Source organism: Candidatus Omnitrophota bacterium, from assembly GCA_028699255.1.
Taxonomy (GTDB): domain Bacteria; phylum Omnitrophota; class Gorgyraeia; order 2-01-FULL-45-10; family 2-01-FULL-45-10; genus FEN-1322.
The window spans coordinates 114,307-139,258 of record JAQVUX010000002.1 but is presented as its reverse complement, the minus strand read 5'-3'; the positions used below and the strand labels follow the sequence as shown (position 1 = coordinate 139,258).

Here is a 24,952-nt window from a genome sequence, read left to right as displayed (position 1 = left end):
TATTTACACATTATAGAAAATACATTTTTTAACTGGCGTAAGGAGTCGCATTAATTTTTAATGCTTTATTCTTAAAAGCTATCATGCGCCAAAGAATATTACCAACGCATGTATAAAGCATTGTTGGCATAAAAGGTCTTGCTATCAGAGTAATAGCTTTTTCAGGAATCGCTGTACCTGAGTAAATAGCATCGGTCATCGACTTAATCGCTTTATCTATATTTTTACACTGAAAAGTTATTAATTTATTATTAATTATCGGTGCCATCCCAAATGCCATACCGCCAATCCATTCAAATCTTGACTCTATCGCAAATTGCCGAAATATACGGATAGCAACATCATTATGAAAAGCCTCCGGAAAGCCACAGTGCATAATTACGGCCAATCGCACATTAGCTCCACCTGTTTTTTTTCTGGACTCGCCAATATGCTCTATTGCGCGAATAACATAAGATGGTATGCTATCGATATATAAAGGACAGGATAATATAATGGCTTCCGAATTATTTATCTGATCGACTAAAACATCCAATCTTTCTTTAGAACCCGCAACATCAATAATACGAATCATTACGCCCCGCATACCTTTTACGGCTAAAGAACTCAAAATACGATTACCGATATTACCCGAAACTCCTCCGTCTTGCTTTGGACTACCATTTAAAATTAGCACGCTTTTTGATGAATTCATTAAATTACCCCTGATAACGTATTATCAATTTTATTTGCTATGTTTTTCCCATCATCATCTGATAAAAAAATCTCACTGCGGCTAAAAGCACTTTGAAAATTATTACTATTCCTTTCAACGAGCGCTTTAAATATTGGCGCGCTACTCACATTATCTTCACCGAGCAACCCAAACCCTACAAGAATAGGACGCTTCAAATATCTAGGAATATGGCGAACCTCATTTTTTACTGTATTAAAAAACGGCAACCCGATACAGATCATTCGATCAATAGCTTTTTTTAATTCCGAGGAATACCCCCCAAAAATCACCGGAGTAATAAGAACCCACATATCGCTTTGTGATGCCAAACGAGCCACTTCCCGCCCGAGGTCATTTATGACGCATACGCCGGGCGTCTTTATCCAACAACCAAAACATCCCAAACATGGTGCCACCTGAATATCTCGCAGGATAAAGGATTTTACTTCCCAATTATCTTTTTCTAAGCGCTCTTTTATTATATTATGGGCCTTCTCAAGCACCTTATCTTCTTTTCTCGATCCATCCAATATCAATGCTCTCATGTTACCTTCCCGAATATCGATACCCCGTTAAACCCCGCGAAGCCGCATGACATTTTTGCCATGACGTTTATATCCGCTTTTTGATTTTTGCTGACGATTTTCAGGCCATTGGCTCCGCTCTTGTAATTCAATGTTGCCGGAACGAGGCTGTTTTCCATTGCTAAAAGCGCTATCGCACTCTCCAAAAGCGCGCTACCGCCCAGATTATGCCCGACCAGCGGTTTGAACGCACTTACGAGCGGCTTCTTCCCTTTAAATACATCGTTGATGGTCCTCGCCTCATATATATCGGTTATCTTCATGCCGACCCCGTGAGGGTTGACAAAGTCGACATCGTCCGGCTTGATCCTGGCGGTTTCCAGCGCCTGCCTGAATGAGCGCGCGTAAAAATCGCCTGTTACGTCCGGCACCGTTATCTTCCAACCCTCGAGCGAAAAGCCGCCGCCTAAGTACTCGGCATATATATGCGCGCTACGCGCTTTCGCGTGTTCGAGATCCTCCAACACCAGCGCCGCGCCGCCGTCTCCGAAAACAATGCCATTGGCTTCGTCTGAAAACGGACGCGTGATGCCATCCTCGGCATAAAGGCCTTTCTTCTTAAACCACAAATATTTGTATATCTTCGTCGGATTATCCACGGCGGCCACGATAACGGCCGGCGAAACACCGGACTTTATCTGCCGCGCCGCCGATTCTATGGCGAATAGTCCCGACGCGCACGCGTTATTGATAAAGAGCGAATATCCGTGCAGGTCGAAGACTTTCGCGGCGGAGAATAGATAGGAAAATGACTGCAGATTGTAGCCGCGCTCTTCGCATCCGCCGTTATATACGGCTTTCGCGAGTTCCAACTTCGTCGCGTCTTTGCCCTGATTCGTCTTGAATATATCGTAAAGTGAATCGATAAGCTCCTCAAAAAATATCTCCACGCCCGGATTTTCGTGCGACAGGATAAGGCCCATGGCGTTATTTTCCAGATCGTACTTAAGTTTGCTGTCCTCTATAGCAAGCTTGATGACAGCCAGCAGATAATAAAGATCCGTATCCTCTTTTTTTACCGTCCTTAATCCTTTTACAAATTTGAAGTTTTCCTTCGGCAGGTCAAACTTATCTATGCTAAAATCGCGCAGTTTGTGCAGATAAAACTCTCCCCACTCCTCGCCGCCTACGGAATAATGCTCTTTGACGAGATTCAATCTTGAGCTTAAGATCGAATCCCACGTCTCTTTGCATCCGGTGCCCAGGGAAGACATCGGGCCTATACCTGTAATAACAACTCTTTTCATATTATCCTTTTAACAGATTACTCACACGATCCGACGATAACAGCACCCCACCTATCCCTCCGCCCATCTTTGTCCAGTGGCTGGCAAGCATAAGATTTTTTATAGGCGTAGTGGGATTGATAAACTGCATTTCGTCGGCAAGGTTTTTTCTATTCCAGCCGTAGATCGACCCCTGGCTGTTGCCGGTATATCTTTCCATTGTAAGCGGCGTACCGGCTATTTTGACTTTTATATGCTTTCTTAAGCCGGGGATTATTTTTTCCGCGCGGCCGAGCAGAGTCTCGAGCGCCTCTTCCTTGTTCTTTTTATATTCTGTGCGGGACAAGCCCTTCCAAAAATCGTAACCCGACAACATGCCTATGGAAACAGCGGATTTGCCTTTGCCGCAGAAAGCGCCGGACAGGTTGGAGTATATCGTTATCGAATACGGGGCGTCCTGGAAATCATTATCTACGGACGATCGGTACATCGACTCCATGTCATATGAAGGATTTACGAATATCTCATAATCTTTCACGCCCAAGCTCCTGACATCCACATCAAGGCCAAGATAAACTTTAAAAGCCGATATCGATATCGCATTCTCCTTAAGCTTTTTCAAAAATGGGGCGATGGCCGTCTTCTCCGCGCCGTCGATCATGGCGAATGTCCCAAAAACATCTATGCCCGAAACAACGCTATCCGCGGAAAACCTATCCCCATTCTTAAGCTCCACGCCTGAGGCCTCACCCTTTTCGACATGTATCTTTGCGACTTCGCAACCAATCATCACATCTCCGCCGCTCTTCCTGATGAAATCTGTCATGCTCTTTATAATGTCTTCCATTCCCCCGCGCGGGAAATAACTGCCGTTCGCCGTATAGTCATACCATATGTATGAGAAAGTGATCGCGGAGAGCTTGCTGGGCGGAAGGCCTCGGTACATCCAGTACTGCGAGATGATGGCCTTAAGCTTATCGTCCTTTATGAATTCATCGAGCAGGTCTCTGAGGGACCTTTTATAATAACGGAGGATAAAGGGGCTTTTCTTAGGCGCTTCGCCCAGATAAAATCTCCTCATCTCCATATATAGCGACTCCATTACGCTGAAAAGTGATTCGATATTCTCTTTCTCCCTCGGGAAAAACGAAAAAAGCATCTTTTTATACTTCGCCAGATCTTTTTGCGGAATAGTTATGTCGTAATCCGGGAATATACTCCTGTACAACTCTTTGGGGCTTTCGATCTCCGTGGCTGAAAGAGCGCTCGTTCTTTTCAGAATATCATATATCGGACTGCCTTTATAAAGACCGTTTATCGCCTGGACCGCCGACTCAAAAAGATAGTCGCCTCTTTTGAAGCTTGCGCAATATCCGCCCAAAGGACGATTCTTCTCCAGCACAAGAACTTTCTTTTTCTCCGCCAGAAGTCCGGCGACAGCCAATCCGCCTATCCCGGAACCGATTATTATCACATCGTATTTTTTATTCATTCCTTTAATTCCCGTATCTCGCCAGAACGACTGTCATAACGCACCGGCCGATACACTTGTCCTATATCGATGTCCTATAATGTCCTATATTTTTTCTATGCACGTATTTAGGTTTAAAAGGCATAGATCAATTATCCCCGTATCTCGCCAGGGCGAGGCAGGCGTTGTTGCCGCCGAAAGCGAATGAGTTGTTGAGCGCGACCCGGACATCCTTCTTGCGCGATTTGTTCGGGACACAGTCGATAGCGCATTCAGGATCAGGCGTCGCGAAATTGATCGTCGGCGGAATGACGCCGTCGCGTATCGCCAGACAGCAGGCCATCGCCTCGAGAGCGCTCGCCGTACCCATCGTATGGCCGAGCATCGACTTTATCGAGCTCACGGGTATATCTTTGGCCAGGTCGCCGAAAACTTCGCGTATCGCCGCGGACTCGGTCTTGTCGTTTAAACCTGTGCCCGTACCATGAGCCGATATGTAGCCGACATCTTTTTTTGCTATGCCGCTATTTCGTATGGCTTTCTCCATCACCTTCATTACGCCCTTCTGGCTCGGTATCGTCATGTTATGCGCGTCACAGCTAAGCCCGTAGCCTAAAACTTCCGCGTAGATCTTGGCGCCACGGGCTTTTGCGTGTTCGAGAGCCTCGACCAAAAGCAACGCGCCGCCCTCGCCCAGCAATATTCCTTTACGATCCTTGTCGAAGGGCCGGCACATATCCGGCGACATGGCAAAGAGCCGGTTGAACCCGGTGAACGCGAGCCGTGACAGCGGGTCTGCCCCGCCGGCAAGGAGAGAATCCGCGCGCCCCGTCCGTATAAGATCGGAGGCAAAACCTATAGAATAGTTACCGGCCGCGCATGCGGTCGGTATGACATAATTGTATCCCGTGAAACCCAGGACGGCGGCGACATTGTCCGACAGATTGTTTACGGGGAAATTTTTCACGTTGGACGGATATACATCGTCCTCGCCCTTACTCGTCCAGAACCTGTCTATCATCTCGATCGACGGCGCCTCGCCCATCGTCGTGCCGATTATTACACCAAAAGAGTCTCCGGCATCTTTCTTCATATCGAAGGCCGCGTCCTCGAGCGCAAGACGCGCGGCGGAGATCGCGAGTTGCGAGCCTCTGCCGATGCGCTTGCATATCGTTTTCGGGATAAAATCCTCGGCGGCAAAGTCCTTCACCTCGCCCGCGCGGTGAGTGGGAAAACCGGACGTATCGAAACGGCTAACCTCACTTATACCGGACCGCCCGGCGATAAGGTTCCTCCAGAACTCGTCCTTCCCTATCCCTATGGAAGAGACCACGCCCATGCCGGTTATAACAACTCTCTTATTTGCAGGCAAAGGTCATCTCTCCTTTCGACACAATATTATTATCTACAGACGCCTCGGTCTCGAATATCCCGCCGATGCGCGTCATCTTTATCGTTTTTATGGTGATATGCAGTTGGTCGCCGGGAATCACCGTCTTGAAAAACCGTATTTTTACATTTGTAACGTAAAATAGCGTGGCCTTCAGGTCGAGAATGCTTTTTTTGAGCAGGATGCACGCCGCCTGCGCCATCGCCTCCGCGATGAACGCTCCGGGAAATACGGCCGAATCCGGGAAGTGTCCATTAAAGCATTCCTCGTTCCGGCTGATATTCTTATACGCCTTTATAAACTCCCCCTCTTTTATTTCGATAACCCGGTCGATCATCAGAAACGGGTACCGCTGGGGGATCAGGCTTTTTATCTCTTCGACATTAAGCATCGCGCTCTTTCTTAAAGATATTCTTTCGTAAGCTTCACCGCTTCTTTTAAATTGGTAAGGCGGCCCAATTTCTCCTCGGGAACCTGTATCTTGTACTTCTTCTCTATGGCGGCGAGTATCTCGAGCGCCATCATCGAATCCATGCCCAGATCCTCTACGAACTTGGATTCGAGCCCGATCTCTTTGGTTTCGATCTCCGTAACCTTCGCTATTATTTCGCGCAACTCTTTTTCCAGCGTTACATCATCTACCTGTGGCATATATTCCCCCCTTCTATTAACTTTACCTTGATTCGATTGATTCGACCTCCGAGGTCGCACCTCGGAGGTCGAATATGGTTACATGGTCAAACCGCCGTCCACCTTTATCACCTGGCCCGTTATATATCCCGCCCTGTCGCTCAGTAAAAACGACACGGCTTTCGCAACCTCGTCAGGCGAGCCGAACCGCCCGGCGGGTATCATCTTCATAAGTTCATCGCGCGCTTTAAGCTGGCGCGTCATGTCCGTATCTATGAAGCCGGGCGCGACGGCGTTGACCCTGATACCGTAATGCGCGACTTCTTTGGCGAGCGCCTTGGTCAGTCCCACGATACCGGCCTTCGCGCTCGAATAATTCACCTGTTTCGCTATCCCCACCACTCCGGACACCGAAGAAATATTCACAATATTTCCGCTCTTTTGTTTCATCATCGTAACGATGCACGCCTTCGCCATATTAAAGTAACCGGTGAGGTTCGTATCGATAACATCCTGCCATTCGGACGGTTCCATAAACATGAGCGCTTTGTCTTTTATTATGCCGGCGTTATTCACGAGAATATCGAGCGCGCCGAATTTTTCCATCGCTTCTTTGACAACCTTCTTTGCCTCTTCGTAATCCTTGACGTCCGCCCTGATGGCTACAGCTTCCCCGCCCAGCTCTTTTACCTCGTCTAAAATTATCGAGGCGGACTGGACGCTCTGCAGATACGTAAATATGACCTTCGCCCCATTATGTATCAGCTCAAATACGATGGCGCGGCCGATACCGCGCGTCCCGCCGGTAACTATCGCCACTCTATTCTTTAAAAGGTCTGTCCTTTGCATGCTCATGCGTACCTTCCCACGGCCAGTACCGAGTTGGCGCCCGTCGGGCTGAAAGTATCGACGAGTATATTCTTAATTTTAAGATTGCGCGCTTCGTTCGGCACGCAATCGACGGCACAGCGCCTGTCCGGCTTGGCGTAATTTATCGTCGGGGGGATCGCGTCCTCCTCGATAGCGCCTATCGCCGCGGCAAGCCCCATAGCCCCTGCCGCCGAATACGTCTCGCCTATCATAGACTTTATCGAGCTTATCGGCACGTCGCGCCCCGCGCCTGCGAATACGCTTTTTACGGCCAAAACCTCCATCGCGTCACAATCGAGCGTAGAATTCGCGGCCGCACATATATATCCGATGTCGTCCGCTGTAAGACCGGCATCTTTGAGGCATGAGAGCATGGCACGGATTGCGCCTTTTGCCTTCGGGCTGTATATATTTTTGCTGTCCGGATCGAACGACGTCCCGTAACCGAGCAGTTCCGCGTATATGGCCGCACCGCGCTTTTTCGCGTGCTCCAGCTCCTCGAGCGCGAATATCGCCGCGCCCTCGCCGAAGATGATACCGTTACGACGTTTATCGAACGGGCAGTCGATCTCATCCTTGCCCGTCCGGGATCCGGCGAGATGGCCTATCTTGTAGAAACCTTTATACGTCTGCTCGCAGAGCTCCTCGACACCGCCGGCGAGCACAACCTTGTAATCGTACAGCGACATCATGCTCATCGCGTAATATATCGCGTCGGAACTCGCGCAAAATCCGGTAGAGATCGTGCCGTTGAAGCCCTGTATGTTAAAACGTATCGAGACCTGGCTCGCCGGAGAGTTTATAACCGTATTGGGGAATAGCGCAGGATTGACGCTCCGCGGCCCTTCTTTCAGCGCCTCCTTGTCGAATTCGCTGATCGACCAGACCGAGCCCATCGTCGTGCCGAGCGCTACGCCGTAGGAGTCCGTCTCCTCTTCCGCGACCGGGCCGGCCAAGGCGGCGTCGTCGAGTGCCATCTTAGAGGCGGCGAGCGCAAGCTTAGTCGAACGATCCAGATTTCTCAGCCCCTTCAATCCGAGTATCGCCTCCGGGTTAAAGTCCTTTATCTCGCCGGCAAGCTTCGTTTTCATATTTGCCGTATCAAAAAGGGTCACGGGTTTTATGCCGGAGGTGCCATCGAGAATCGCTTTCCAGAAATCTTTTTTACCGATCCCGTTGGACGCCAGCACACCGATGCCTGTAATCACTATACGCTTTTTCAAACTTACCTTATCTCGGCTCCAAACAAAAATGCCAACCTCAAAATATGAGATTGGACATCAGCTTGAAAAACCGTTTTCTTTCTCTTCCTGTTCAGATATCCAGCGATCTATAGTTGACTTCTTAAATCGCCAGTTAGCCCCAACCTTGAAACACGGAAGCTTCCCGGCCTTTGCGTGCTTATAGATGGTAACGGGTTGCATCCGCAGATATGTGGCTACTTCCTGAACCGTGAAGACAACGTCTTCGGGCATAAGAACACCACCTCTAAATTATTGGTATCGGTTATACTCTTTTAGTATACACTGATACGCAGTAACCTAAAGTATACCCTATAAAGCGGCATTGTCAAGGGGGCAAGTTTAAGGAATGTTGTACAAGTATATTGCGGGTGCTATGCTATTTGTATATTAAAGAATACTACCAGCCCAAAGCTCGCGCAGAAATCTCTCCCATGGAAGTATCTCTATTTTATTGTGCATCCTTTTCTCTTTTTCGTTGCAAACCACAATGCTTCTTTTCGGCGAATATGTATCGGTAAACGCGCTTAATCCATTCATATCCCTTTTACCAAGCGGCGCGCCCGTTTTTACCTCAATAGCAATCTCGCCGCCGAGCACAAAATCCACTTCAAGACCCGACTTTGTTCTCCAAAAATTTATCGCGAACTCTTTCTTGCGATAAGATTTGTATGCCGCAATTTCCATAAGTATAAAATGTTCGAATGCCTTACCGAACTCCGCGCCACGCTGTTCAACCAGATGCCTTTTTGTCAGGTATCCGGCGACACCTACATCGAACATATAATATTTTGATGCCTTGGTTATAACATCCCGCGATTGTCTCTTTTTAAAAGGTTCGACTCTGATTGCCAACAACGTATCGATTAGAATATTATAATATTCTTTAACTGTTTTGGAGTCTACTCCGCACTCGCTGGCGATATTGCTGTAATTGGTTATCTCGCCGTGCGAATATCCAAAAGCGTCAAAAAATCGCGAAAATGCCGGAATATTACGAGTCAAACCTTCAGCGAATACTTCCTCGCGTAGGTAATCCTGCACATAAGCCTCTAAAGATCTCCTGCAATCTGCGTCATTCTGTAAATAGTGGAGCGGTATCATGCCATGATTTAATACATGCAAAAGATCGATGCTATCCAACTCCTTGCTCACAAACGGGAACAGTTCATATCTCCAGGCTCTGCCGCCTAAAAGATTGGCGTGGCCTTTCTTAAGTTTTCTCGCGCTTGAGCCGCAGAGCACAAACCCCAACCCCTTGTTTTCTATTAGCCAGTGTACTTCGTCCAACGCCTGCGGGACTTTTTGCACCTCATCCAATATTATCGGTTTCCTGAGTGCCGCATTGTCCAGCGCGAGTATCCGTTCGCGTAAAAGCGCCGGGTTTTTCGATATCTCCAAAAACAGGTCCGTTTTTAAAAAATCATACACTTTACTGTCGGGAAACCTTTCTTTCAGATACGTGGTTTTGCCGGTTTTACGGGCACCCCATAAAAAGGCGGACTGGCCGGCAGGTAGCTTCATGTCTAAAATTCTTTTGATCTTTTTCATATATATCGTCCTCCAATTTAGTGCTACTAAATTGGAGTATACTCTATTTTAGTGAAATAGTCAATATCGATCCAAAAGAAAAAAGGACGTAGCGTCCCCTTTTGAAACTACTGGACCCAAGTCCCTCATTTTCTATATAAAGCGTCAGGAATGTTCTACAATTATATCTCGGGTGCTATACCGTGTACTTATCCATCTCCTTATTTATGGCGCGGATCGCGGCATCGAGCCGATCAATAACGATATCGGCGCGTTCGCGATCTTTCGGCGGGATGGAAGAAACGAGTTCTCTCAGGGCATAGAGATCCTTCAAGGCATTCTCCACCTGGGCCTTCTCCGCGGCAATGGTCGAGGACAGGCTGTCCGTAAGGCGGTTTATCCCATCCGCCAGAGAAACCATTTCGTCGCCTTTCCTTAATGTAATACGGGTTGAAAGGTCGCCCGATACCATCGTACCGAGAAATTTCTCTATCCTATAGATAGGGCCCGCGATCTTGTGGGATAAGTATATTCCCAAAAATCCGACTATCGGAGATATTACGAGCATGCTGATAAGTATGCGAAAGTTAACCGTATTTACGATAGATACGAGTTGGCCCTGCGGATATACGTTGGCGAGCTTCTCTCCGAATAATATCATCGTCGTGTAATAAATGGCGTATGCGCAAAAACCGGCGGTGAGGAACATGAGCAAAAGTATCATGCCCGCGTACTTTAGCTGGAATTGCCTTGCTACGATGTACTGCTTTCGTTTAAATCTCGGCCTCACTGCATTTTTGAGCATGTTAATCTCTCCTCCAGAGTAATATTTCTCTTCGCACGGTTAAGATCGCCGTCTTCTCTTTAGAATCCCGTATCATGCTTACGGCTTTCTTCATCGGCATATAACGGGTCGATTTGCCGTCTATCGCGGTGATAAGGTCGCCGGCTTTAAGTCCGGCCTTAACTACCGCGCCGTCCCGGCGTACTGAGTCGATGGTAAGCCCATCGAATCTCATCGCAAGAGACGCTCCTATGAGTTCGTTGGGCCCGGGCGCCACCAGCCTGTACGGATTTATCGCAACATCTACCGTCTTCTCAATAGTACATTTCAATTCCAACGATGGCTTATCTAAGAGGGCGCCTAAAACCTCATCCAGGCTCATATATCCGGTAAGGCGCGCCCATATAGCGACGAGCCTATCGCCTCTTTCTATCCCGGCCTCGTCCGCCGGTGAATTCGGCTGAACGCTCTCCGCCACCGGAAATCCGTCTTTCACGGCAAGCGTAATGCCGACGGCTTTTCTCAGCGCAGTGACTTTCTGCTTAGTATCAAGCTCCGTCTGTACGGTGGCCGTTACGCCCTGGCGCTCCAGATCTTCGCGCCGCCTTACGTCCTCTTCCTTCTGCGCCTGCTCTTTCCTGAATAAATACCCTTCCAGAAAAACGAGCCCGTCCTTGGCCGCTTTGGAATTGGGGTTCTTTTTAAACGCCATGTCATAATATGTAAGGGCTTTTATATAATCGCGTTTTTCTTTGGCCTGGTCGCCAAGTTTTATAAGGTTATCTTCTTCTTCGTCGTAATAAAGTTCTTTGATATCCGATTTCATTATCGTCTTTTCACCGTCCACGGTCGACATTATAATGCGGTCTTTATAGTCCTCTACGACAATACCTTTCAACTCCTGCCCTTCGTTCGTATCGATGGTATCTGCGCAGGAAACCGATAGTTGACAGGCGGCGGTAAATAGCACAAAAGATGCCGCCAATAGCGCTGTCCTGGCGGCCGATTTCGCCGCGTCATATATTTTCCGTAGCGGCACATTCCTGCGCCGCGCCGCCTCGACGCATTCGTCATGTTCCGGCGACACAGTAGCAATCCCACCCGGCCCTTTGCTTATCTTCACGCTTATTTTTCCGTAATTGGTATTCACGATGGCAACCTTCCTGTCGAGCTTCATTCTGTTTACTTCGTAAAACCTCAGGCCGATCGCGGATGTTTCGGCAAAAATGACATCGGCTACGCTCCGCAATTTTCCCGCAGGCGTTATCGCCGTTAATTTAAACGCCGGACGCGCCTTCTTCATCTGTATATTTGCGATGTACGCGTCGACGGCACCCGCAGTCATCGCCTTCTCGATGACATATCCGGCATGCTGGGGATTCATATCGTCGATATTCGTCTCGACCACATACACTGTATCTTCTTTAAATGAACTCTTCGACTCGCCTATGATAACCCGCAAAAGATTCGGGCGCTCGCTAAAATCTTTAGAACCGGCGCCATATCCTATACCGGATATTTCCATGCTCGGGACCGGGCCAAAGCTTTTCGAGAGCGCTTTCAGTATCCCCGCGCCGGTCGGCGTAACGATCTCCGCATTTATACCGGTTATCGACACAGGTACGCCTTTTAATATCTCTATGCTCGCCGGAGACGGTACCGGGATATTGCCGTGTCTGGTCATGACTATGTCGCGCCCCATATTTACACAGGACGAGTAGACAGCGTCGATACTCATCTCTTCCATCGCGATAGCCGTTCCAACTATATCAACGATCGAATCAATATCGCCGAGCTCATGAAATATCACGTCTTTGGCGCGCGCTTTGCCGTGAACCTTCGTCTCCGCCGCGGCGATAACGCCGAATATCCGCTTCGCCATCGTTTTGACGCGGCCGCTAAGCGAGCTTCCGTCGATAAGCGCATTAATACTTTTGAGAGAGCGATGACCATGCGCGGAACCGTCCGCGACGCATTCGAACTTTGTGCCGGCTATACTACCGCGCAAAACCTTCGACTTTTTCAACCTGTATCCGCCGACTTTAAGCTTCGCGAGCTCACTCGAAAGTTTTTTAACGCTAAGGCCCGCGTCCAAAAACGCTCCGAGCGTCATGTCGCCGGATATGCCACAAAAACAGTCGAAGTACGCTATGCGCATAAGATTATCTTTTTAATTATTTATCAGCGACGCGAAATACGCCGCGCCGAAACCATTATCGATATTAACGACCGCGACCCCCGGAGAACAGCTATTCATCATCGTTAAAAGAGGCGCTATCCCTTCGAAGGAAGCGCCGTAACCGACGCTCGTCGGTACCGCGATAACAGGCCGCGCTACGAGCCCGCTAACCACACTCGCCAGCGCCCCTTCCATACCCGCTATCACTATAATGACGTTCGCCTTTCGTAAAATATCCTGCTTGCCTAAAATACGATGAATACCCGCAACGCCCACATCGCAGAGAAGCTCCGTCCTGTTGCCCATGATCTCGAGCGTCGCCTTCGCTTCCGCGGCCACAGGCAGGTCGGCAGTGCCGGCGGTTACTATAAGTACTGTGCCATTTTTTAACACAGCCCTGTCGCGCCTGTAACTTATTATCCGCGCCGAAGCGTCGTATTTAATACCGGGGTATGATCTTTTAAGTATCCGGAACGCCTTTTCATCGGCGCGTGTTACTAAAAGAATGCCGTCGTGCGCTATTATTTTACGCGATATCGCGACCACCTGCGCAACCGTCTTGCCTTTACCAAATACGACCTCCGGGAATCCTCTGCGCAAACACCGGTGGTTATCAATCTTGGCAAAACCGATATCCTTATAAGGTAGATCCTTTAATACCTTACGGACTTTGGAATGCGAAATACGGTTCGCCTTAAAAGCCTTGAGCATCGTCGAGATATCGTCTGTCATGTTAGGGCTTAGGCCTTTTTAAAGATAAGATACATCAAAAAAGCTATCAACAGGAATGAGATAATATAGAAATCGTTGAAATAGAAAAAATCCCTAACCCTTTCCACAAACGTATAATCATATTGACGGGTAGAGGGCTCTTTGCGTTTTATCTCCTGCTCCATCCGGGTATAGGTGTGCGCGGGCTTACCCTTTACGTCCAGAACAGGCTTTACGTGCTCCGGCTCCTTCTCTTCGATCTCGGAGATATCGGATTTTATCGCGTCTATCTGCTCTTTCCTGAATCGTAAGAACGTATCGCCTATACGATAAGCGGGTATCTCCCCGATATCGACGAGACGCTTCACCTCTTCCTCGGGTATCTTCAGATAATCCGAGACTTCTTTAATGCTCAGTAATTTTTCAGGCATAGTTTATTTTATCTTCCCTTCCGCGACCCACTCATCGATACGGTTGCGGTCGAATCTCCAGGTGTCCCCCTCTTTCATGCCGGGGATCTTACCGGAATTAACCCACTCGGATATAACTCCGACCTCGACCTCGAGATATTTCGCCAACTCGTCCGGCGTCATCATAACCCCATATGCGCCCGCCGCGTCGGCCGGTGCGCGGCCGAGCATCCTGCAGGTACCGTCGAATATAGCGCCCTCGGCTATGCTTAAGACCGGAGTGGATATCTCACCCGTAACGCATGCGGGGGAAATCAGCTTCAACTCTTTCAGCGCCCGCACAGTCCCTGAAACCTTGCCCGCCACTATGATCGACTCGCCCGTTATATCGGCATTCACCGACGCGTGCTCGCCTATCATCAGGTTGCCCTTCGTATTGAGCAGACCGTCGAACTTTCCATTGATGCGCAGATTGACAGGGTCATTAAAGGAGAGCGAACCCTGCATAGAGGCATCTACATCCAAAACCCTTTCGACCTCCTGCTTCTTATCCCTCTTTCCCATCATACCCCACCCCCTGTTTTTATTCCAACTCCCACTTCACATGCTTTACGCCGTCCAAGTGCCCAAGGTCTTCGATTATCTGGTCGGCGAGCCTCGGCTGATAAAGTTTCAGGCCTATCTGTAATATCATGCCGGCATTGTCCGGCGCACGTTCGACTTCGAAGTCAGTTATCTCCGATCTACAGCCGGCAATTATTTCCCGGATCGCCTTTAATTGCTCGACGCCGTCTTTAGTTTCAATAGTGATAGTCCTGTACCAATCTTTGCGGATCATGGCGTGTTCCAGGCGCGAGAAGAACATAAGCGTAACTATCGTCAGGATGGTGGTGATAATGGAGCCGTAGTAAAAACCCGAGCCGACCGCGAGTCCTATCCCGGCCACGACCCACAGGCTCGCGGCGGTAGTAAGCCCTCTGACGGCGGATCTGGAATGCATTATCGTGCCGGCGCCGAGAAATCCGATACCTGTAATAACACCGGCGGCTATTCGCGCGGGATCGATGGCAGTCTTGGCGGAATATATGTCGAATATGTGCATCGAGGTAAGCATTATAAGCGTGGAACCGACACAGAGAAGTATGTGCGTCCGGAAACCTGCGGCGCGACCGTGGAATTCGCGTTCAAAACCTATGATACCACTTAAGATCGCGGCCAACACCAAACGGAAAAGTATGCTCCACTCATTTAACATCGACCACCTCGAGGTTGGGTTCGGCCGAAAGGTAAAGGTCGGAGCGCACGCCTCTTTTGTAAAGGGCCTCGCCCAGATAACCGATCATAGCCGCGTTATCCATACAATATTTTAACTCAGGAAAGTGTATTTTCATAGAAGAAAATGCCGATAGCTCTTTCATCTTCTCTCTCAACCGGGAATTGGCCGAAACCCCTCCGCCGATAACTACGCGCCTGGCGCCGGTAATTTCGGCCGCGCGGCCCACTTTCTCGACCAGAGAGTCGAGCGCCGCTTCCTGAAACGCGTAAGAAATATCGGCCACGTCTTTATCGCGCAAAACGCCGTCTGCCGCCTTTTTCTTATTTACGTAATACAGAACCGCCGTCTTGACGCCGCTAAAGCTGAAATCCAGCGAATCTTTTCCGAGATAGCTCCTCGGGAACGAGATCGCGGCGCCCCGGCGCGATCGCCGTGCCATCCGGTCTATCGCCGGACCTCCGGGATATCCAAGGCCGAGCATCTTCGCAACTTTATCGTACGCCTCGCCCACAGCATCATCCTGCGTCGACCCGAGAAGCCGCTGGACGCCGATATCTTCGCAATAGAATAAATTCGTATGCCCACCCGAAACCACAAGCCCTATAAACGGGAACTGCGGCCTGTCCTTCTCATTCAAAAACGAACTGTATAGATGGGCGAGGATATGATTGACGCCCACGATCGGCTTATTGAGCGCGTAACTTATGGCCTTGGCCATCGATATACCGATCAAAAGCGCTCCTACAAGCCCGGGCCCGTTCGTAACCGCTATGAGCTTTATGTCTTTCATGCTTTTGCCCGAATCCGCCAGAGCCTTCCTGATAACCTCGTTTATATACTCCACATGAAATCTGGAAGCTATCTCGGGAATAACGCCTCCATATTTTTTATGGATATGCACGCTCGACGACACTATATTAGAAAGAACCCTGTGGCCCTCGGTAACGGATACGCTCGTCTCGTCGCAGGATGTTTCAAAACCCATGGTAAGCATATCAGTCCACCATATCCGAAAGATAAACGAACTCTATTCCATCCCTGGCCATGCGCGGCATCACTTTCGCCAGCACAACGGCTGTACTCTTCCTGTCGTGGCATATGGCTATGGCGCGTCCTCTTTTAAAAGCAAGTTTTTCCAGGATGTCGAGCTGTTTTTCTATGTATTCCGCACTGCTTTCATTATCGAGAAACATATCCCGTCTGGCAAAACGTATATGTATACCGGCGGCCGCTTCGCGGCATACCGATTTCTCCGATGTCAGGCTGTCAAAATAATAAAACCCACTCTTCTTCAGATAATAAAATATCTCCGACATTAACACTTTGTCTTCGGTAGCGAGCGAACCCATATGATTCGATACGCCGCATATCCCCGGAACCGAATCTATGTCCTTAGACAGGCGCTCCGCAATTTCTTTCTTATTCTCGCCCGGCCGGATCGTCTCCGACTCTTCTTTAACATCCTTCCTGTGAGAAGCCAGCGGCAGGTGCAGTATTGTCTCGTAACCGTGAGATGCGGCGCTTTCGGCTATTTCACGCGAACAGCGCAAACCTGGTAATATCGAGAAAGTCAGCGGTAGCTTTATAGAGTAGAGCGTTTCGAGGTTATTCGTATTATATCCAAAGTCGTCTATGACTATGGCCACCTTCGCGGGACGCGATGATTTTTTTACAGGCACCGGCGGGAGCGCTTGCGCGGGCGCGGCCGCTTTTTTCTTTGCGGTGCGCTGAGTGTTATATGCCGGGCGCTCTTTAACCCTGGATTTCTTCGCGCGGGAAATCTGCGTCTTCTGCCCTAAAAAAAATGCCGCGAGGATCAGAATAGCGACCGATAATATTAAAATGACCTTTTCGCGTTTCACTTACTTAACTCCATTATAAACTTTTATACCCTTCATCAGGCCGACCGCCGCAAAAAGCTGATCGTCTTTTCTGAGCCGATCTTTGGCCGGGAGCTTTTCGTAGAACAGGTCTTCCGCCGCATCCGGATCTTTTTTATTATCCTCGCGGTCTTCTATAACAACATCCGGCGTTATCCCCTGTCCTTTTATCATTTTCCCCGACGGCGTTAAATACGAAGCCGTCGTAAGCCTCAATGCCGAGCCGTCCCTCATAGGTATTACCGTCTGGACGGACGCCTTCCCGTATGTCCTCACGCCCAGGATCAGGCCGCGTTTATTGTCCTGCACGGCGCCGGCAACGATCTCGGAGCCGCTCGCGGAGCCTTCATTCACCAATACGATGAGCGGGTACTCGGCATGCGTATGCTTGCCGCTCGATTTAAACGTCTCATTCTGGTCCGGCACCCTGGACTTAGTCGATACGATAACCTTGTCTTTAGCAAGAAATCTTTCGGCGACATCGAAGGCGCTATCGAGAGTGCCGCCCGGGTTATACCTTAAGTCGAGGATCAATGAATCCATACCGCTGGTCTCAAATTTCTTAAGAGTTTTATCCAGGTCGCGAATCGTATTATCCTGAAAATCCGTAAGTTTTATATAACCGATCTTTCCGTCGATAAAATCGGCTTCCCGTATACTTTGTATCTTTATCGTAGCGCGTTTAATCGATATATCCAATATCTTCCGGTCCTTCTCGCGCCATATGGTGAGTTTTATAATAGTGCCGGGTTTACCGCGCATCTTCTTTACGGACTCGTCCAGCGTCATGTCTTTGGTTATCTTGCCGTCTATTTTAACCACCTTGTCGCCCGGCTTTATACCTGCCGCTTCAGCAGGCGTACCCGGTATCGGCGTTATCACGGTAACGATACCTTCTTTCATCGATATCTCGATACCGATGCCGCAGAACTCGCCTTTCGTCTCGGACTTTAGCTCCGCATATTCCTCCGGATCCATGAATTCGCTGTAATCATCGAGGCTGGCAAGCATGCCCCGCATGGCCCCATACATGAGCTTTTTTGAATCCACCTCCTCGGCGTAATCGCTTTTCACGAAACTGACCGCGTCGGCAAACAACTCAAGCTCCTTGTACAGGTCTCCTTCCTGAGTTTTATCCCCGGAGGCCGCTATCGCCGTAGACGCTATCGCGAGGAGAAGAATGGAACCGAAAATTATTTTACGCAGACACTTCATCTCGCTATTCTCCAAGAATCTTCTTTAATGTCGCATTCACCATCGCGGGATTTGCTTTGCCCTTAGTTTCTTTCATGACCTGTCCAACGAGGAATCCGAGGGCCGCTTTCTTGCCGGCTTTATAATCATCTACGGATTTTATCTCTTTCTGTAAAACCTTCTTCACGGCCTCCTCGATCTGGGACGAATCGCTTATTTGAGACAGCCCCTTCTTCCGGACTATCTCGTCCGGACTTGCCTTCGTTTCGATCGCCTCGATTAAAACGTCCTTGGCCATCTTGCCGTTTATAGCTCCCGAGTCGATCATCTTAAGGAGCCCGACGAGCGCTATGGGCGTAAGGGCCAGTTCCCTGATATTTATATTGCGAGTGTTGACGGCGGCCATAACGTCACCCATTATCCAGTTCGCCGCTACTTTGGCATTCGGGTAAAGTTTAAGGCATTCTTCGAAATAATCGGCGACATCGACCTGTCCGGTCAAAACACCGGCATCGTAATCCGAAAGCCCTAATTTTTCTTTGAATCTCAGCGATCTCGCTTCCGGAAGTTCAGGCAGAGCGCTCCTTACCTCCTCGATCTGATTTCTGTCCACAACGAAAGGCACGAGATCGGGCTCGGGAAAATACCGGTAGTCCTCAGCCTCTTCCTTCACCCTCATCGACGCGGTAACGCATCTGCCGGTATCCCATAATCTCGTCTCCTGGATGAGTTTGCCTTTCTCGTCGAGAACCGACGCCTGGCGCTTCTCCTCGTATTCGAGGGCGGAGCGCACGCCTCTGAACGAATTCATATTCTTAAGCTCCACCTTCGTCCCAAGTTTCGTCTCGCCCTGCGGCCGTATCGATATATTCGCGTCGCAGCGAAGCGAGCCCTTCTCCATATCGCAATCGGAAACCCTTAGATACTCGAGTATCGATTTGAGTTTTGTAAGATAATCGTACGCTTCCTGCGGCGAATTTAAATCCGGCTCCGTCACTATTTCCAAAAGCGGCATGCCGCCGCGGTTGTAGTCGACCAAACTGTAAGATTCTCCCTCGGGATGCATCAATTTCCCGGCATCCTCTTCCATATGAACGCGTTTTATTCGTATCTTTTTTGCCGCAATATCAATGAATCCATCATACGAGAGCGGCATATCATATTGCGATATCTGGAAATTTTTCGGCAGGTCGGGATAGTAATAATTCTTTCTGTCGAATTTTATAAGCGATTGTATTTTGCAGTTGAGCGCCAGCGCGACCTTTATCGCGAAACGGAACGCTTCCTCGTTCAGGACGGGCAAGCTTCCCGGAAAGCCGAGACATACGGGACAGACCTGAGAATTAGCCCTGGCGCCGAACTTCGTCGAACAGCCGCAGAAGGCTTTTGTCTTCGTGGCAAGTTGTAAATGGACTTCCAGCCCTATGACGGTCTCGTAACTCATATTTTCGGCTTTCGATTGTGATAGTCGGTATTCTGCTCGAACGTATACGCTGTCCTGAATATCGTCTCTTCATCAAACGGCTTTGCGAGTATCTGTAATCCTATCGGCAAACCATTTTTGGAAAATCCGCACGGCACTGACATCGCAGGCAGTCCCGCGAGGTTCGCGGGGATCGTGTAAATGTCGGAAAGGTACATGCTCAAAGGATCGCCCGTCTTCTCGCCTATTTTAAATGCCGGCGTCGGAGAAGTCGGCGTGATTATGCAATCGCATGTCCGGAAAGCATTGTCGAAGTCCTCGCGTATCCTGGTCCTGACTTTCTGCGCCTTAAGGTAATAAGCGTCGTAATATCCGGTCGAGAGGCAATACGTGCCGAGCAATATGCGCCTCTTAGCTTCATTGCCAAAACCCTGAGAGCGCGTCTTTATGTACATATCGACCATGTCGCCGTGATCCGCGGAACGTAATCCGTACTGGACGCCATCGAACCTGGCGAGGTTAGAGCTCGCCTCGGCGGTCGCGACTATGTAGTATGTGCTGACGGCGTATTCGGTGTGCGGAAGTGTTATCTTTTCTATCTTCGCGCCCAGCGATTTAAGCAATTCTATGGCGGCGTTAACGCCGGCGGCAACTTCTTTATTGAGCCCTTCGATGAAATATTCTTTGGGCACGCCGATACGTAGCCCCTTAACATCTTTTACGAGCGAACGCGTGTAGTCGGGAACCGGCAAATCAACAGAGGTGGAATCCATCTCGTCGTGTCCGGCGATGGCGCCGAGGAGGAGTGCCGCGTCCTCGACATCCTTGGTGATCGGGCCTATCTGATCGAGCGATGAGGCGAAAGCGATGAGTCCGTAACGCGAAACTCTCCCGTAAGTCGGCTTCAGTCCGACGACACCGCAAAGCGCGGCCGGCTGGCGAATGGATCCGCCGGTATCGGAGCCGAGCGCCAGTATCGTCTCGTCTGCCGCGACTGCGGCCGCGGACCCGCCGCTGGAGCCGCCGGGGATGCGCGAGGTATCCCACGGATTCTTCGTCGCGCCGTAGCACGACGTCTCGCACGATGAGCCGAATGCGAACTCGTCCATATTGGCCTTGCCTATCAGCACCGCACCTTCGGTCTCCAGCTTCTTTACGACCGTCGCATTATACGGCGGCTTAAACCCTTTCAATATGCGGGAGGCGCATGTCGTCTCTTCGCCCTTAACGCAGATATTATCTTTCAGGAGCACCGGAATACCGGCAAGGCGTCCTGATTTTTTCGCAGAGGCGGCGGCCTTGCGCGCTTTGTCTTTATTCGCAAGGACTATCGCTTTGATTTTGGGATCTACGGTATCTATTCTGGAAAATACCTGGTCGAGGATCACCGCCGGGACAGTTTCGCCTTTGGATATAAGTTCGATTAATTTGTGGGCCGTGAGGGAATTAAACTGTTCCACTTATTTGCCCTCTATTATCTGAGGAACTTTGAAGAAATCGTCATCTCGCGACGGGGCGTTAGCCAGGGCCTCATCAGGCGTAAGGGATTGTCGCAATACGTCTTTGCGGAATACATTCTTGAGAGTGGCCAGGGCATGGCTTGTGGGAACGACATCTTTTGTATCTATTTCATTTAATTTGCTTATATATGTAAGAATAGAAGCCAGTTGCCCGCTGTAAAGCTCGAGCTCTTTATCGTCCAATTCAAGGCGGCCAAGATGCGCAACATGCTTCACCACTTTTGCGTCTATCGTTTTCATTGTAATCCCTTTATTTGTTATAAGTTACCACATACTGCGGCATTTGTCAATTTTGCGAAATCGACGAGGGATAGGGTTTCGGGGCGGGCGGCAGGATCGATGCCGGCGCGCTTCAGGATGGCCGCCAGCTTTTCTTTGGAAACATCCAGGACGGCTTCGCGCGAAAGCGAGTTAATGATCGACTTGCGGCGCTGGTTGAACGAGCCGCGCACTACGCGAAAGAATAATTCCTCGCTCTCCACATCGACCGAAGGCGAGTCCAGTATTTCGAGCCGCAATATCGCGGAGTCGACTTTGGGCGCCGGATAGAAGCATGTGCGTTTTACGGTGTAAATATACTCAGGACGCGAATGGTATTGGACAAAACAGCTTAAGGATCCGTAATCCCGGGTACCCGGCTTCGCAAGGAGGCGCAGTGCGACCTCTTTCTGCACCATGATCACGGCTGACTTTACAAAGCGCTTGTTGGTAAAGAGATATTCTATAACCGGCGTCGTTATGTAATACGGCAGATTCCCTACTACCGTCAACTTCTTTCCGGCAACGCATTTCAGATCAAACTCCAGTATGTCGCCGTTTATGATCTTGAGATTCGGGAATTCCGATCCGGCGATTTCGCTGAGTATCTCCACCGCTTTACCGTCCTTCTCCACGGCTATAACCGAATCTGCGGCGCTGGCAAGGTCGGATGTCAGCGCCCCGAGCCCAGGCCCTATTTCGAGAACTGTGTCATTCGCGGAAACACCGGCCGCGGCAATTATTTTATCCTTTATATTACTATCGATAAGATAATTCTCGCCCAGCCGTTTCAGCGGCGCGAAATCATATCGCTTAAAAATTTCTCTTATTTGATTTTTTGTAAGCATCAGGTTTGATTATTGATTTTTTCCCGGTCTTTTTGTAAGTTTACACGCGAGCCGTATAGCCTCGATCATAGACTCCGGATTCGCGATACCCTTACCGGCTATGTCGAACGCGGTTCCATGATCCGGCGAGGTCCGGACGAATGGCAGGCCGAGTGTCATATTCACACCGCTGTAAAAATATAGCATCTTGAACGGTATCAGCCCCTGGTCATGGTACAGCGCTATCACCGCGTCGTGCTTCCCGTCGAGCGCTTCGCAAAAAGCGATATCCGCGCTCACCGGCCCTACAATATTCTTCACCGAGCGCGCGGCCTTTCTTATGGCCGGGGCGATAATTCTTTTTTCTTCGGTTCCAAAGGCGCCGTTCTCGCCGGCGTGAGGGTTGAGGCCGCATACGCATATCCGGGGAGAGGCGATCCGGAAATATTCCTTTAGCGCCTTGCATGTCAATATTATAGCGTCGTATATTTTTTCGGTCGTCAGTATACGGGGGATATCGCGGAAGGGAACATGACGGGTCACGAGCGTTAATTTAAGCTTTTTACCTACAAACATCATAGCGAATTTCTTGACGGCGAATCTCTCCGCCAGATATTCCGTATGCCCCTGAAACTCCGGGATACCGGAACTTATTATCGACGATTTATTTATCGGGGCGGTAACTAAAGCATCCGCTTCGCCTGCGGATATCATTTCGAGCGCGGTATCTATATACCGGAGCGAAGCCCGGCCGGCTTCGGCGGTCAATCTGCCGTAAGAAAATCTCTGTCTGCGTCCTTCGGAAACATCCACGATATTTATAAAAGGCTTACAGCGCGCGAGGCGGCACGCTCCCGCCAATACCCGACGGTCCCCTATAATAAAAAAATCGGCAAGCCCTTTTACATCAGGATTTGCCAATGCCTTCAATGTAACTTCCGGCCCGACCCCGGAAGGGTCGCCCATAGTTATAACGATACGGGGCTTTCTCCGCGCTTTATTTGAACGCGATATATGCGCTCTTCTTAAGGCTCTCAAGCCAACCCCTTATCTTCGCGTCCACCTTTGATTTATAAGCCGCCGCTTCGACTTCGCGCCTGACTTCGGACAACGACGGTGTCCTCGGGGGCTCCTTATCCTCGACTTTAAATATGTGATAACCAAGGCTCGTCTGAACTACCCCCGTGACCTCGCCCGGCTTAAGAGCGAATACCGCCTTCTCTATCTCAGGCAGAAGATCGCCGCGCTTTACATGTCCCATGAGGCCGCCTTCGGAAGCACCCGGACCGTCGGAATAAAGCTTGGCCAATCCGTCAAAATCGCACCCCTCGCGCAAGCGTTTCGATATATCCCGCGCCTGTGCCAGCGCCCTGGTAGGCTCCGGAAATTTCCTAAGGCTTATCAGTATATTTTTAAGCTTGACCCGTTCCGGCCGGATAAAATCTTCTGTGTTTTTGTTAAAGTATGTATCGATGTCGACCGGAGTAACCACTATCGCGGCCCCGATCTTACGATCCACTAAACGGCGTATCATGAACTGCTGTCTGTAGCGCTCTTTTATATCCTTTACCGTCAACTGTTGCTGTAGAAGAGCTTGATTGAAATTTTCCCGCGACCCTAGCCCGTTGATTATATCCTGCACCTTAGCGTCGACTTCTTTCTCGTCTATCTCGATATTCTGCTTCTTCGCTTCGGCGTAAAGAAGCCTATCCTCGATCATCTGTTGCGCCACCTTCTGTTTAGCCTCTTCTAATTTCTCGACAAGCTTCGGCCCGCTGAACATCGTCTTGTATTTTTCGTAGATCGGCGCCAACGCCCGGGATATTTCCCGATCGGTCACTATCTCATCGTTCACCACTATGGCAACCTTGTCAACAACCTCACCGCGCGAAAGAACCGGTAAAGCTGTGATCATAAAAACCGCAATAGTCGATTGAAGAATTATTTTTTTCATAGTCATTTCGCAGGCGCCGTACCCTGCGCCTCTTTCGGGAACGCGGACTCGTTAACCTCGACACCGTACTTGTCCTTCAGTTTAAGGACGAGCGCGGCAAAAAGTTCCGCGCGTTTTTGCTTCTTCAACTCCGCCTCTATGGCCTTCCTGGCATCGAGATAAGTCATGACGCCGGATTCTTTCTTACCCGTCATCTTTATTATATGGTAACCAAATTGCGTCTTGACGATGCCGCTCGTTTTACCCGGTTCAAGTTTAAGGCACGCGCTCTCAAATTCCGGCACGAGCTGACCTAAGCGGAAGAAACCAACATCGCCGCCGCGGCTCGCCGTAGCGTCTATCGAACGCTCCCTGGCTATGTCCTCGAACTTCGCGCCGGCGGCTATATCGTCCAACGCCTTCTTTGCCGCGGCCTCGTCAGGTACCAGTATATGCGACACACGCCACATCTCGGGGGTTTTGAATTTTTCTTTATTCTCGTCGTAAAATTTCTTTATCTCATCCTCGGTGATGACGACCTTGTCCTCCACTTCATTCTTCACGAGCTTCGCCGTCACTATCTTCTTCTTCGCCTCGTTCACGAGCTCTTTAACCTCTTTATCCCGATCGAGCCCCTTGCGGACGCCTTCTTCATAGCACAGCATTTCGACTATTATTTCTTCGACATATCGTTTGGGGTCTTTAGCGACAACACTCTGGTAGTATGGAGGGAGCCTGGATATCTTTGACTTAAGATCCTTCGCCGTTATTACATGACTGCTTACGCGCGCGAGCACCTTTTCATCCGCGCCCTGCGTCTTCGCACAGCCGGAAACGGTCAGTACCATAACGGCAACAGGAACTATTATAGATTTATGGCGTAACATTGGAATAATTATA

27 protein-coding genes are annotated in these 24,952 nt (G+C 49.7%); all 27 read right to left on the bottom strand.

Annotation, left to right across the window (positions count from 1 at the left end; all coding sequences use genetic code 11):
- Window positions 1–28: 28 nt before the first annotated feature.
- Window positions 29–694: a hypothetical protein gene (locus PHS46_02420; GenBank protein ID MDD3905366.1), complete on the bottom strand. Its 666-nt coding sequence runs from the start codon at window positions 692–694 to the stop codon at window positions 29–31.
- On the bottom strand, window positions 694–1,260 hold the full coding sequence (locus tag PHS46_02415; protein MDD3905365.1) for a flavodoxin family protein: 567 nt from the start codon (window positions 1,258–1,260) through the stop codon (window positions 694–696). The genes PHS46_02420 and PHS46_02415 overlap by 1 nt, the downstream gene beginning before the upstream one ends.
- Window positions 1,257–2,546 carry a beta-ketoacyl synthase N-terminal-like domain-containing protein gene (locus PHS46_02410; protein ID MDD3905364.1) on the bottom strand — a complete coding sequence of 430 codons (1,290 nt, stop codon included), beginning with the start codon at window positions 2,544–2,546 and terminating at the stop codon, window positions 1,257–1,259. The genes PHS46_02415 and PHS46_02410 overlap by 4 nt, the downstream gene beginning before the upstream one ends.
- Before the next feature lies 1 nt (window position 2,547).
- On the bottom strand, window positions 2,548–4,017 hold the full coding sequence (locus PHS46_02405) for an NAD(P)/FAD-dependent oxidoreductase (GenBank protein ID MDD3905363.1): 1,470 nt from the start codon (window positions 4,015–4,017) through the stop codon (window positions 2,548–2,550).
- Between the two features lie 127 nt (window positions 4,018–4,144).
- Window positions 4,145–5,368 carry a beta-ketoacyl-[acyl-carrier-protein] synthase family protein gene (locus PHS46_02400; GenBank protein ID MDD3905362.1) on the bottom strand — a complete coding sequence of 408 codons (1,224 nt, stop codon included), beginning with the start codon at window positions 5,366–5,368 and terminating at the stop codon, window positions 4,145–4,147.
- Entirely contained in the window at window positions 5,355–5,777 is a 423-nt protein-coding gene (fabZ, locus tag PHS46_02395; GenBank protein ID MDD3905361.1) for a 3-hydroxyacyl-ACP dehydratase FabZ, read from the bottom strand. The genes PHS46_02400 and fabZ overlap by 14 nt, the downstream gene beginning before the upstream one ends.
- Before the next feature lie 11 nt (window positions 5,778–5,788).
- Window positions 5,789–6,037, bottom strand: coding sequence for an acyl carrier protein (locus PHS46_02390; GenBank protein ID MDD3905360.1), 249 nt, complete (start codon window positions 6,035–6,037; stop codon window positions 5,789–5,791).
- Between the two features lie 78 nt (window positions 6,038–6,115).
- Window positions 6,116–6,871 carry a 3-oxoacyl-[acyl-carrier-protein] reductase gene (gene fabG / locus PHS46_02385; GenBank protein ID MDD3905359.1) on the bottom strand — a complete coding sequence of 252 codons (756 nt, stop codon included), beginning with the start codon at window positions 6,869–6,871 and terminating at the stop codon, window positions 6,116–6,118.
- Window positions 6,868–8,109 carry a beta-ketoacyl-[acyl-carrier-protein] synthase family protein gene (locus tag PHS46_02380; protein MDD3905358.1) on the bottom strand — a complete coding sequence of 414 codons (1,242 nt, stop codon included), beginning with the start codon at window positions 8,107–8,109 and terminating at the stop codon, window positions 6,868–6,870. Before PHS46_02380 ends, fabG begins: the two co-directional genes overlap by 4 nt.
- A 57-nt stretch (window positions 8,110–8,166) precedes the next feature.
- Window positions 8,167–8,361, bottom strand: a complete 195-nt coding sequence (locus PHS46_02375; GenBank protein ID MDD3905357.1) for a helix-turn-helix domain-containing protein — start codon at window positions 8,359–8,361, stop codon at window positions 8,167–8,169.
- A gap of 156 nt (window positions 8,362–8,517) precedes the next feature.
- The gene (locus PHS46_02370; GenBank protein ID MDD3905356.1) at window positions 8,518–9,678 is read right to left on the bottom strand and encodes an AAA family ATPase; all 1,161 of its coding nucleotides are present in this window, start codon (window positions 9,676–9,678) and stop codon (window positions 8,518–8,520) included.
- Window positions 9,679–9,853: 175 nt separating this feature from the next.
- A complete protein-coding gene (locus tag PHS46_02365) occupies window positions 9,854–10,462 on the bottom strand; it encodes a methyl-accepting chemotaxis protein (GenBank protein ID MDD3905355.1) in 609 nt (202 codons plus the stop codon).
- Between the two features lies 1 nt (window position 10,463).
- Window positions 10,464–12,599: a nickel pincer cofactor biosynthesis protein LarC gene (gene larC / locus PHS46_02360; GenBank protein ID MDD3905354.1), complete on the bottom strand. Its 2,136-nt coding sequence runs from the start codon at window positions 12,597–12,599 to the stop codon at window positions 10,464–10,466.
- 12 nt (window positions 12,600–12,611) lie between these two features.
- Window positions 12,612–13,352, bottom strand: a complete 741-nt coding sequence (gene larB, locus PHS46_02355) for a nickel pincer cofactor biosynthesis protein LarB (protein ID MDD3905353.1) — start codon at window positions 13,350–13,352, stop codon at window positions 12,612–12,614.
- Between the two features lie 8 nt (window positions 13,353–13,360).
- Complete coding sequence (locus PHS46_02350; protein ID MDD3905352.1) at window positions 13,361–13,762, bottom strand: helix-turn-helix domain-containing protein; 402 nt, start codon at window positions 13,760–13,762, stop codon at window positions 13,361–13,363.
- A 3-nt stretch (window positions 13,763–13,765) separates the two neighbouring features.
- Window positions 13,766–14,308, bottom strand: coding sequence for a polymer-forming cytoskeletal protein (locus PHS46_02345; GenBank protein MDD3905351.1), 543 nt, complete (start codon window positions 14,306–14,308; stop codon window positions 13,766–13,768).
- Window positions 14,309–14,324: 16 nt separating this feature from the next.
- Complete coding sequence (locus tag PHS46_02340; GenBank protein ID MDD3905350.1) at window positions 14,325–14,996, bottom strand: MgtC/SapB family protein; 672 nt, start codon at window positions 14,994–14,996, stop codon at window positions 14,325–14,327.
- Complete coding sequence (tsaD, locus tag PHS46_02335; protein MDD3905349.1) at window positions 14,986–16,011, bottom strand: tRNA (adenosine(37)-N6)-threonylcarbamoyltransferase complex transferase subunit TsaD; 1,026 nt, start codon at window positions 16,009–16,011, stop codon at window positions 14,986–14,988. The genes PHS46_02340 and tsaD overlap by 11 nt, the downstream gene beginning before the upstream one ends.
- Before the next feature lies 1 nt (window position 16,012).
- Complete coding sequence (locus tag PHS46_02330) at window positions 16,013–16,879, bottom strand: divergent polysaccharide deacetylase family protein (GenBank protein MDD3905348.1); 867 nt, start codon at window positions 16,877–16,879, stop codon at window positions 16,013–16,015.
- Window positions 16,880–18,112, bottom strand: a complete 1,233-nt coding sequence (locus PHS46_02325) for a S41 family peptidase (GenBank protein ID MDD3905347.1) — start codon at window positions 18,110–18,112, stop codon at window positions 16,880–16,882. It abuts the gene before it with no gap.
- A 4-nt stretch (window positions 18,113–18,116) separates the two neighbouring features.
- Window positions 18,117–19,535 carry an Asp-tRNA(Asn)/Glu-tRNA(Gln) amidotransferase subunit GatB gene (gene gatB, locus PHS46_02320; GenBank protein MDD3905346.1) on the bottom strand — a complete coding sequence of 473 codons (1,419 nt, stop codon included), beginning with the start codon at window positions 19,533–19,535 and terminating at the stop codon, window positions 18,117–18,119.
- Window positions 19,532–20,974 carry an Asp-tRNA(Asn)/Glu-tRNA(Gln) amidotransferase subunit GatA gene (gatA, locus tag PHS46_02315; GenBank protein MDD3905345.1) on the bottom strand — a complete coding sequence of 481 codons (1,443 nt, stop codon included), beginning with the start codon at window positions 20,972–20,974 and terminating at the stop codon, window positions 19,532–19,534. Before gatA ends, gatB begins: the two co-directional genes overlap by 4 nt.
- Window positions 20,975–21,274: an Asp-tRNA(Asn)/Glu-tRNA(Gln) amidotransferase subunit GatC gene (gatC, locus tag PHS46_02310; protein ID MDD3905344.1), complete on the bottom strand. Its 300-nt coding sequence runs from the start codon at window positions 21,272–21,274 to the stop codon at window positions 20,975–20,977.
- 17 nt (window positions 21,275–21,291) lie between these two features.
- Window positions 21,292–22,140 (bottom strand): 16S rRNA (adenine(1518)-N(6)/adenine(1519)-N(6))-dimethyltransferase RsmA, encoded by an 849-nt coding sequence (gene rsmA / locus PHS46_02305; protein MDD3905343.1) that lies wholly within the window; start codon window positions 22,138–22,140, stop codon window positions 21,292–21,294.
- Between the two features lie 9 nt (window positions 22,141–22,149).
- Window positions 22,150–23,157, bottom strand: coding sequence for a 4-hydroxythreonine-4-phosphate dehydrogenase PdxA (gene pdxA, locus PHS46_02300; GenBank protein MDD3905342.1), 1,008 nt, complete (start codon window positions 23,155–23,157; stop codon window positions 22,150–22,152).
- The gene (locus PHS46_02295; protein ID MDD3905341.1) at window positions 23,117–24,073 is read right to left on the bottom strand and encodes a peptidylprolyl isomerase; all 957 of its coding nucleotides are present in this window, start codon (window positions 24,071–24,073) and stop codon (window positions 23,117–23,119) included. Before PHS46_02295 ends, pdxA begins: the two co-directional genes overlap by 41 nt.
- A gap of 2 nt (window positions 24,074–24,075) precedes the next feature.
- Window positions 24,076–24,939 (bottom strand): peptidyl-prolyl cis-trans isomerase, encoded by an 864-nt coding sequence (locus tag PHS46_02290; GenBank protein ID MDD3905340.1) that lies wholly within the window; start codon window positions 24,937–24,939, stop codon window positions 24,076–24,078.
- Window positions 24,940–24,952: the final 13 nt, after the last annotated feature.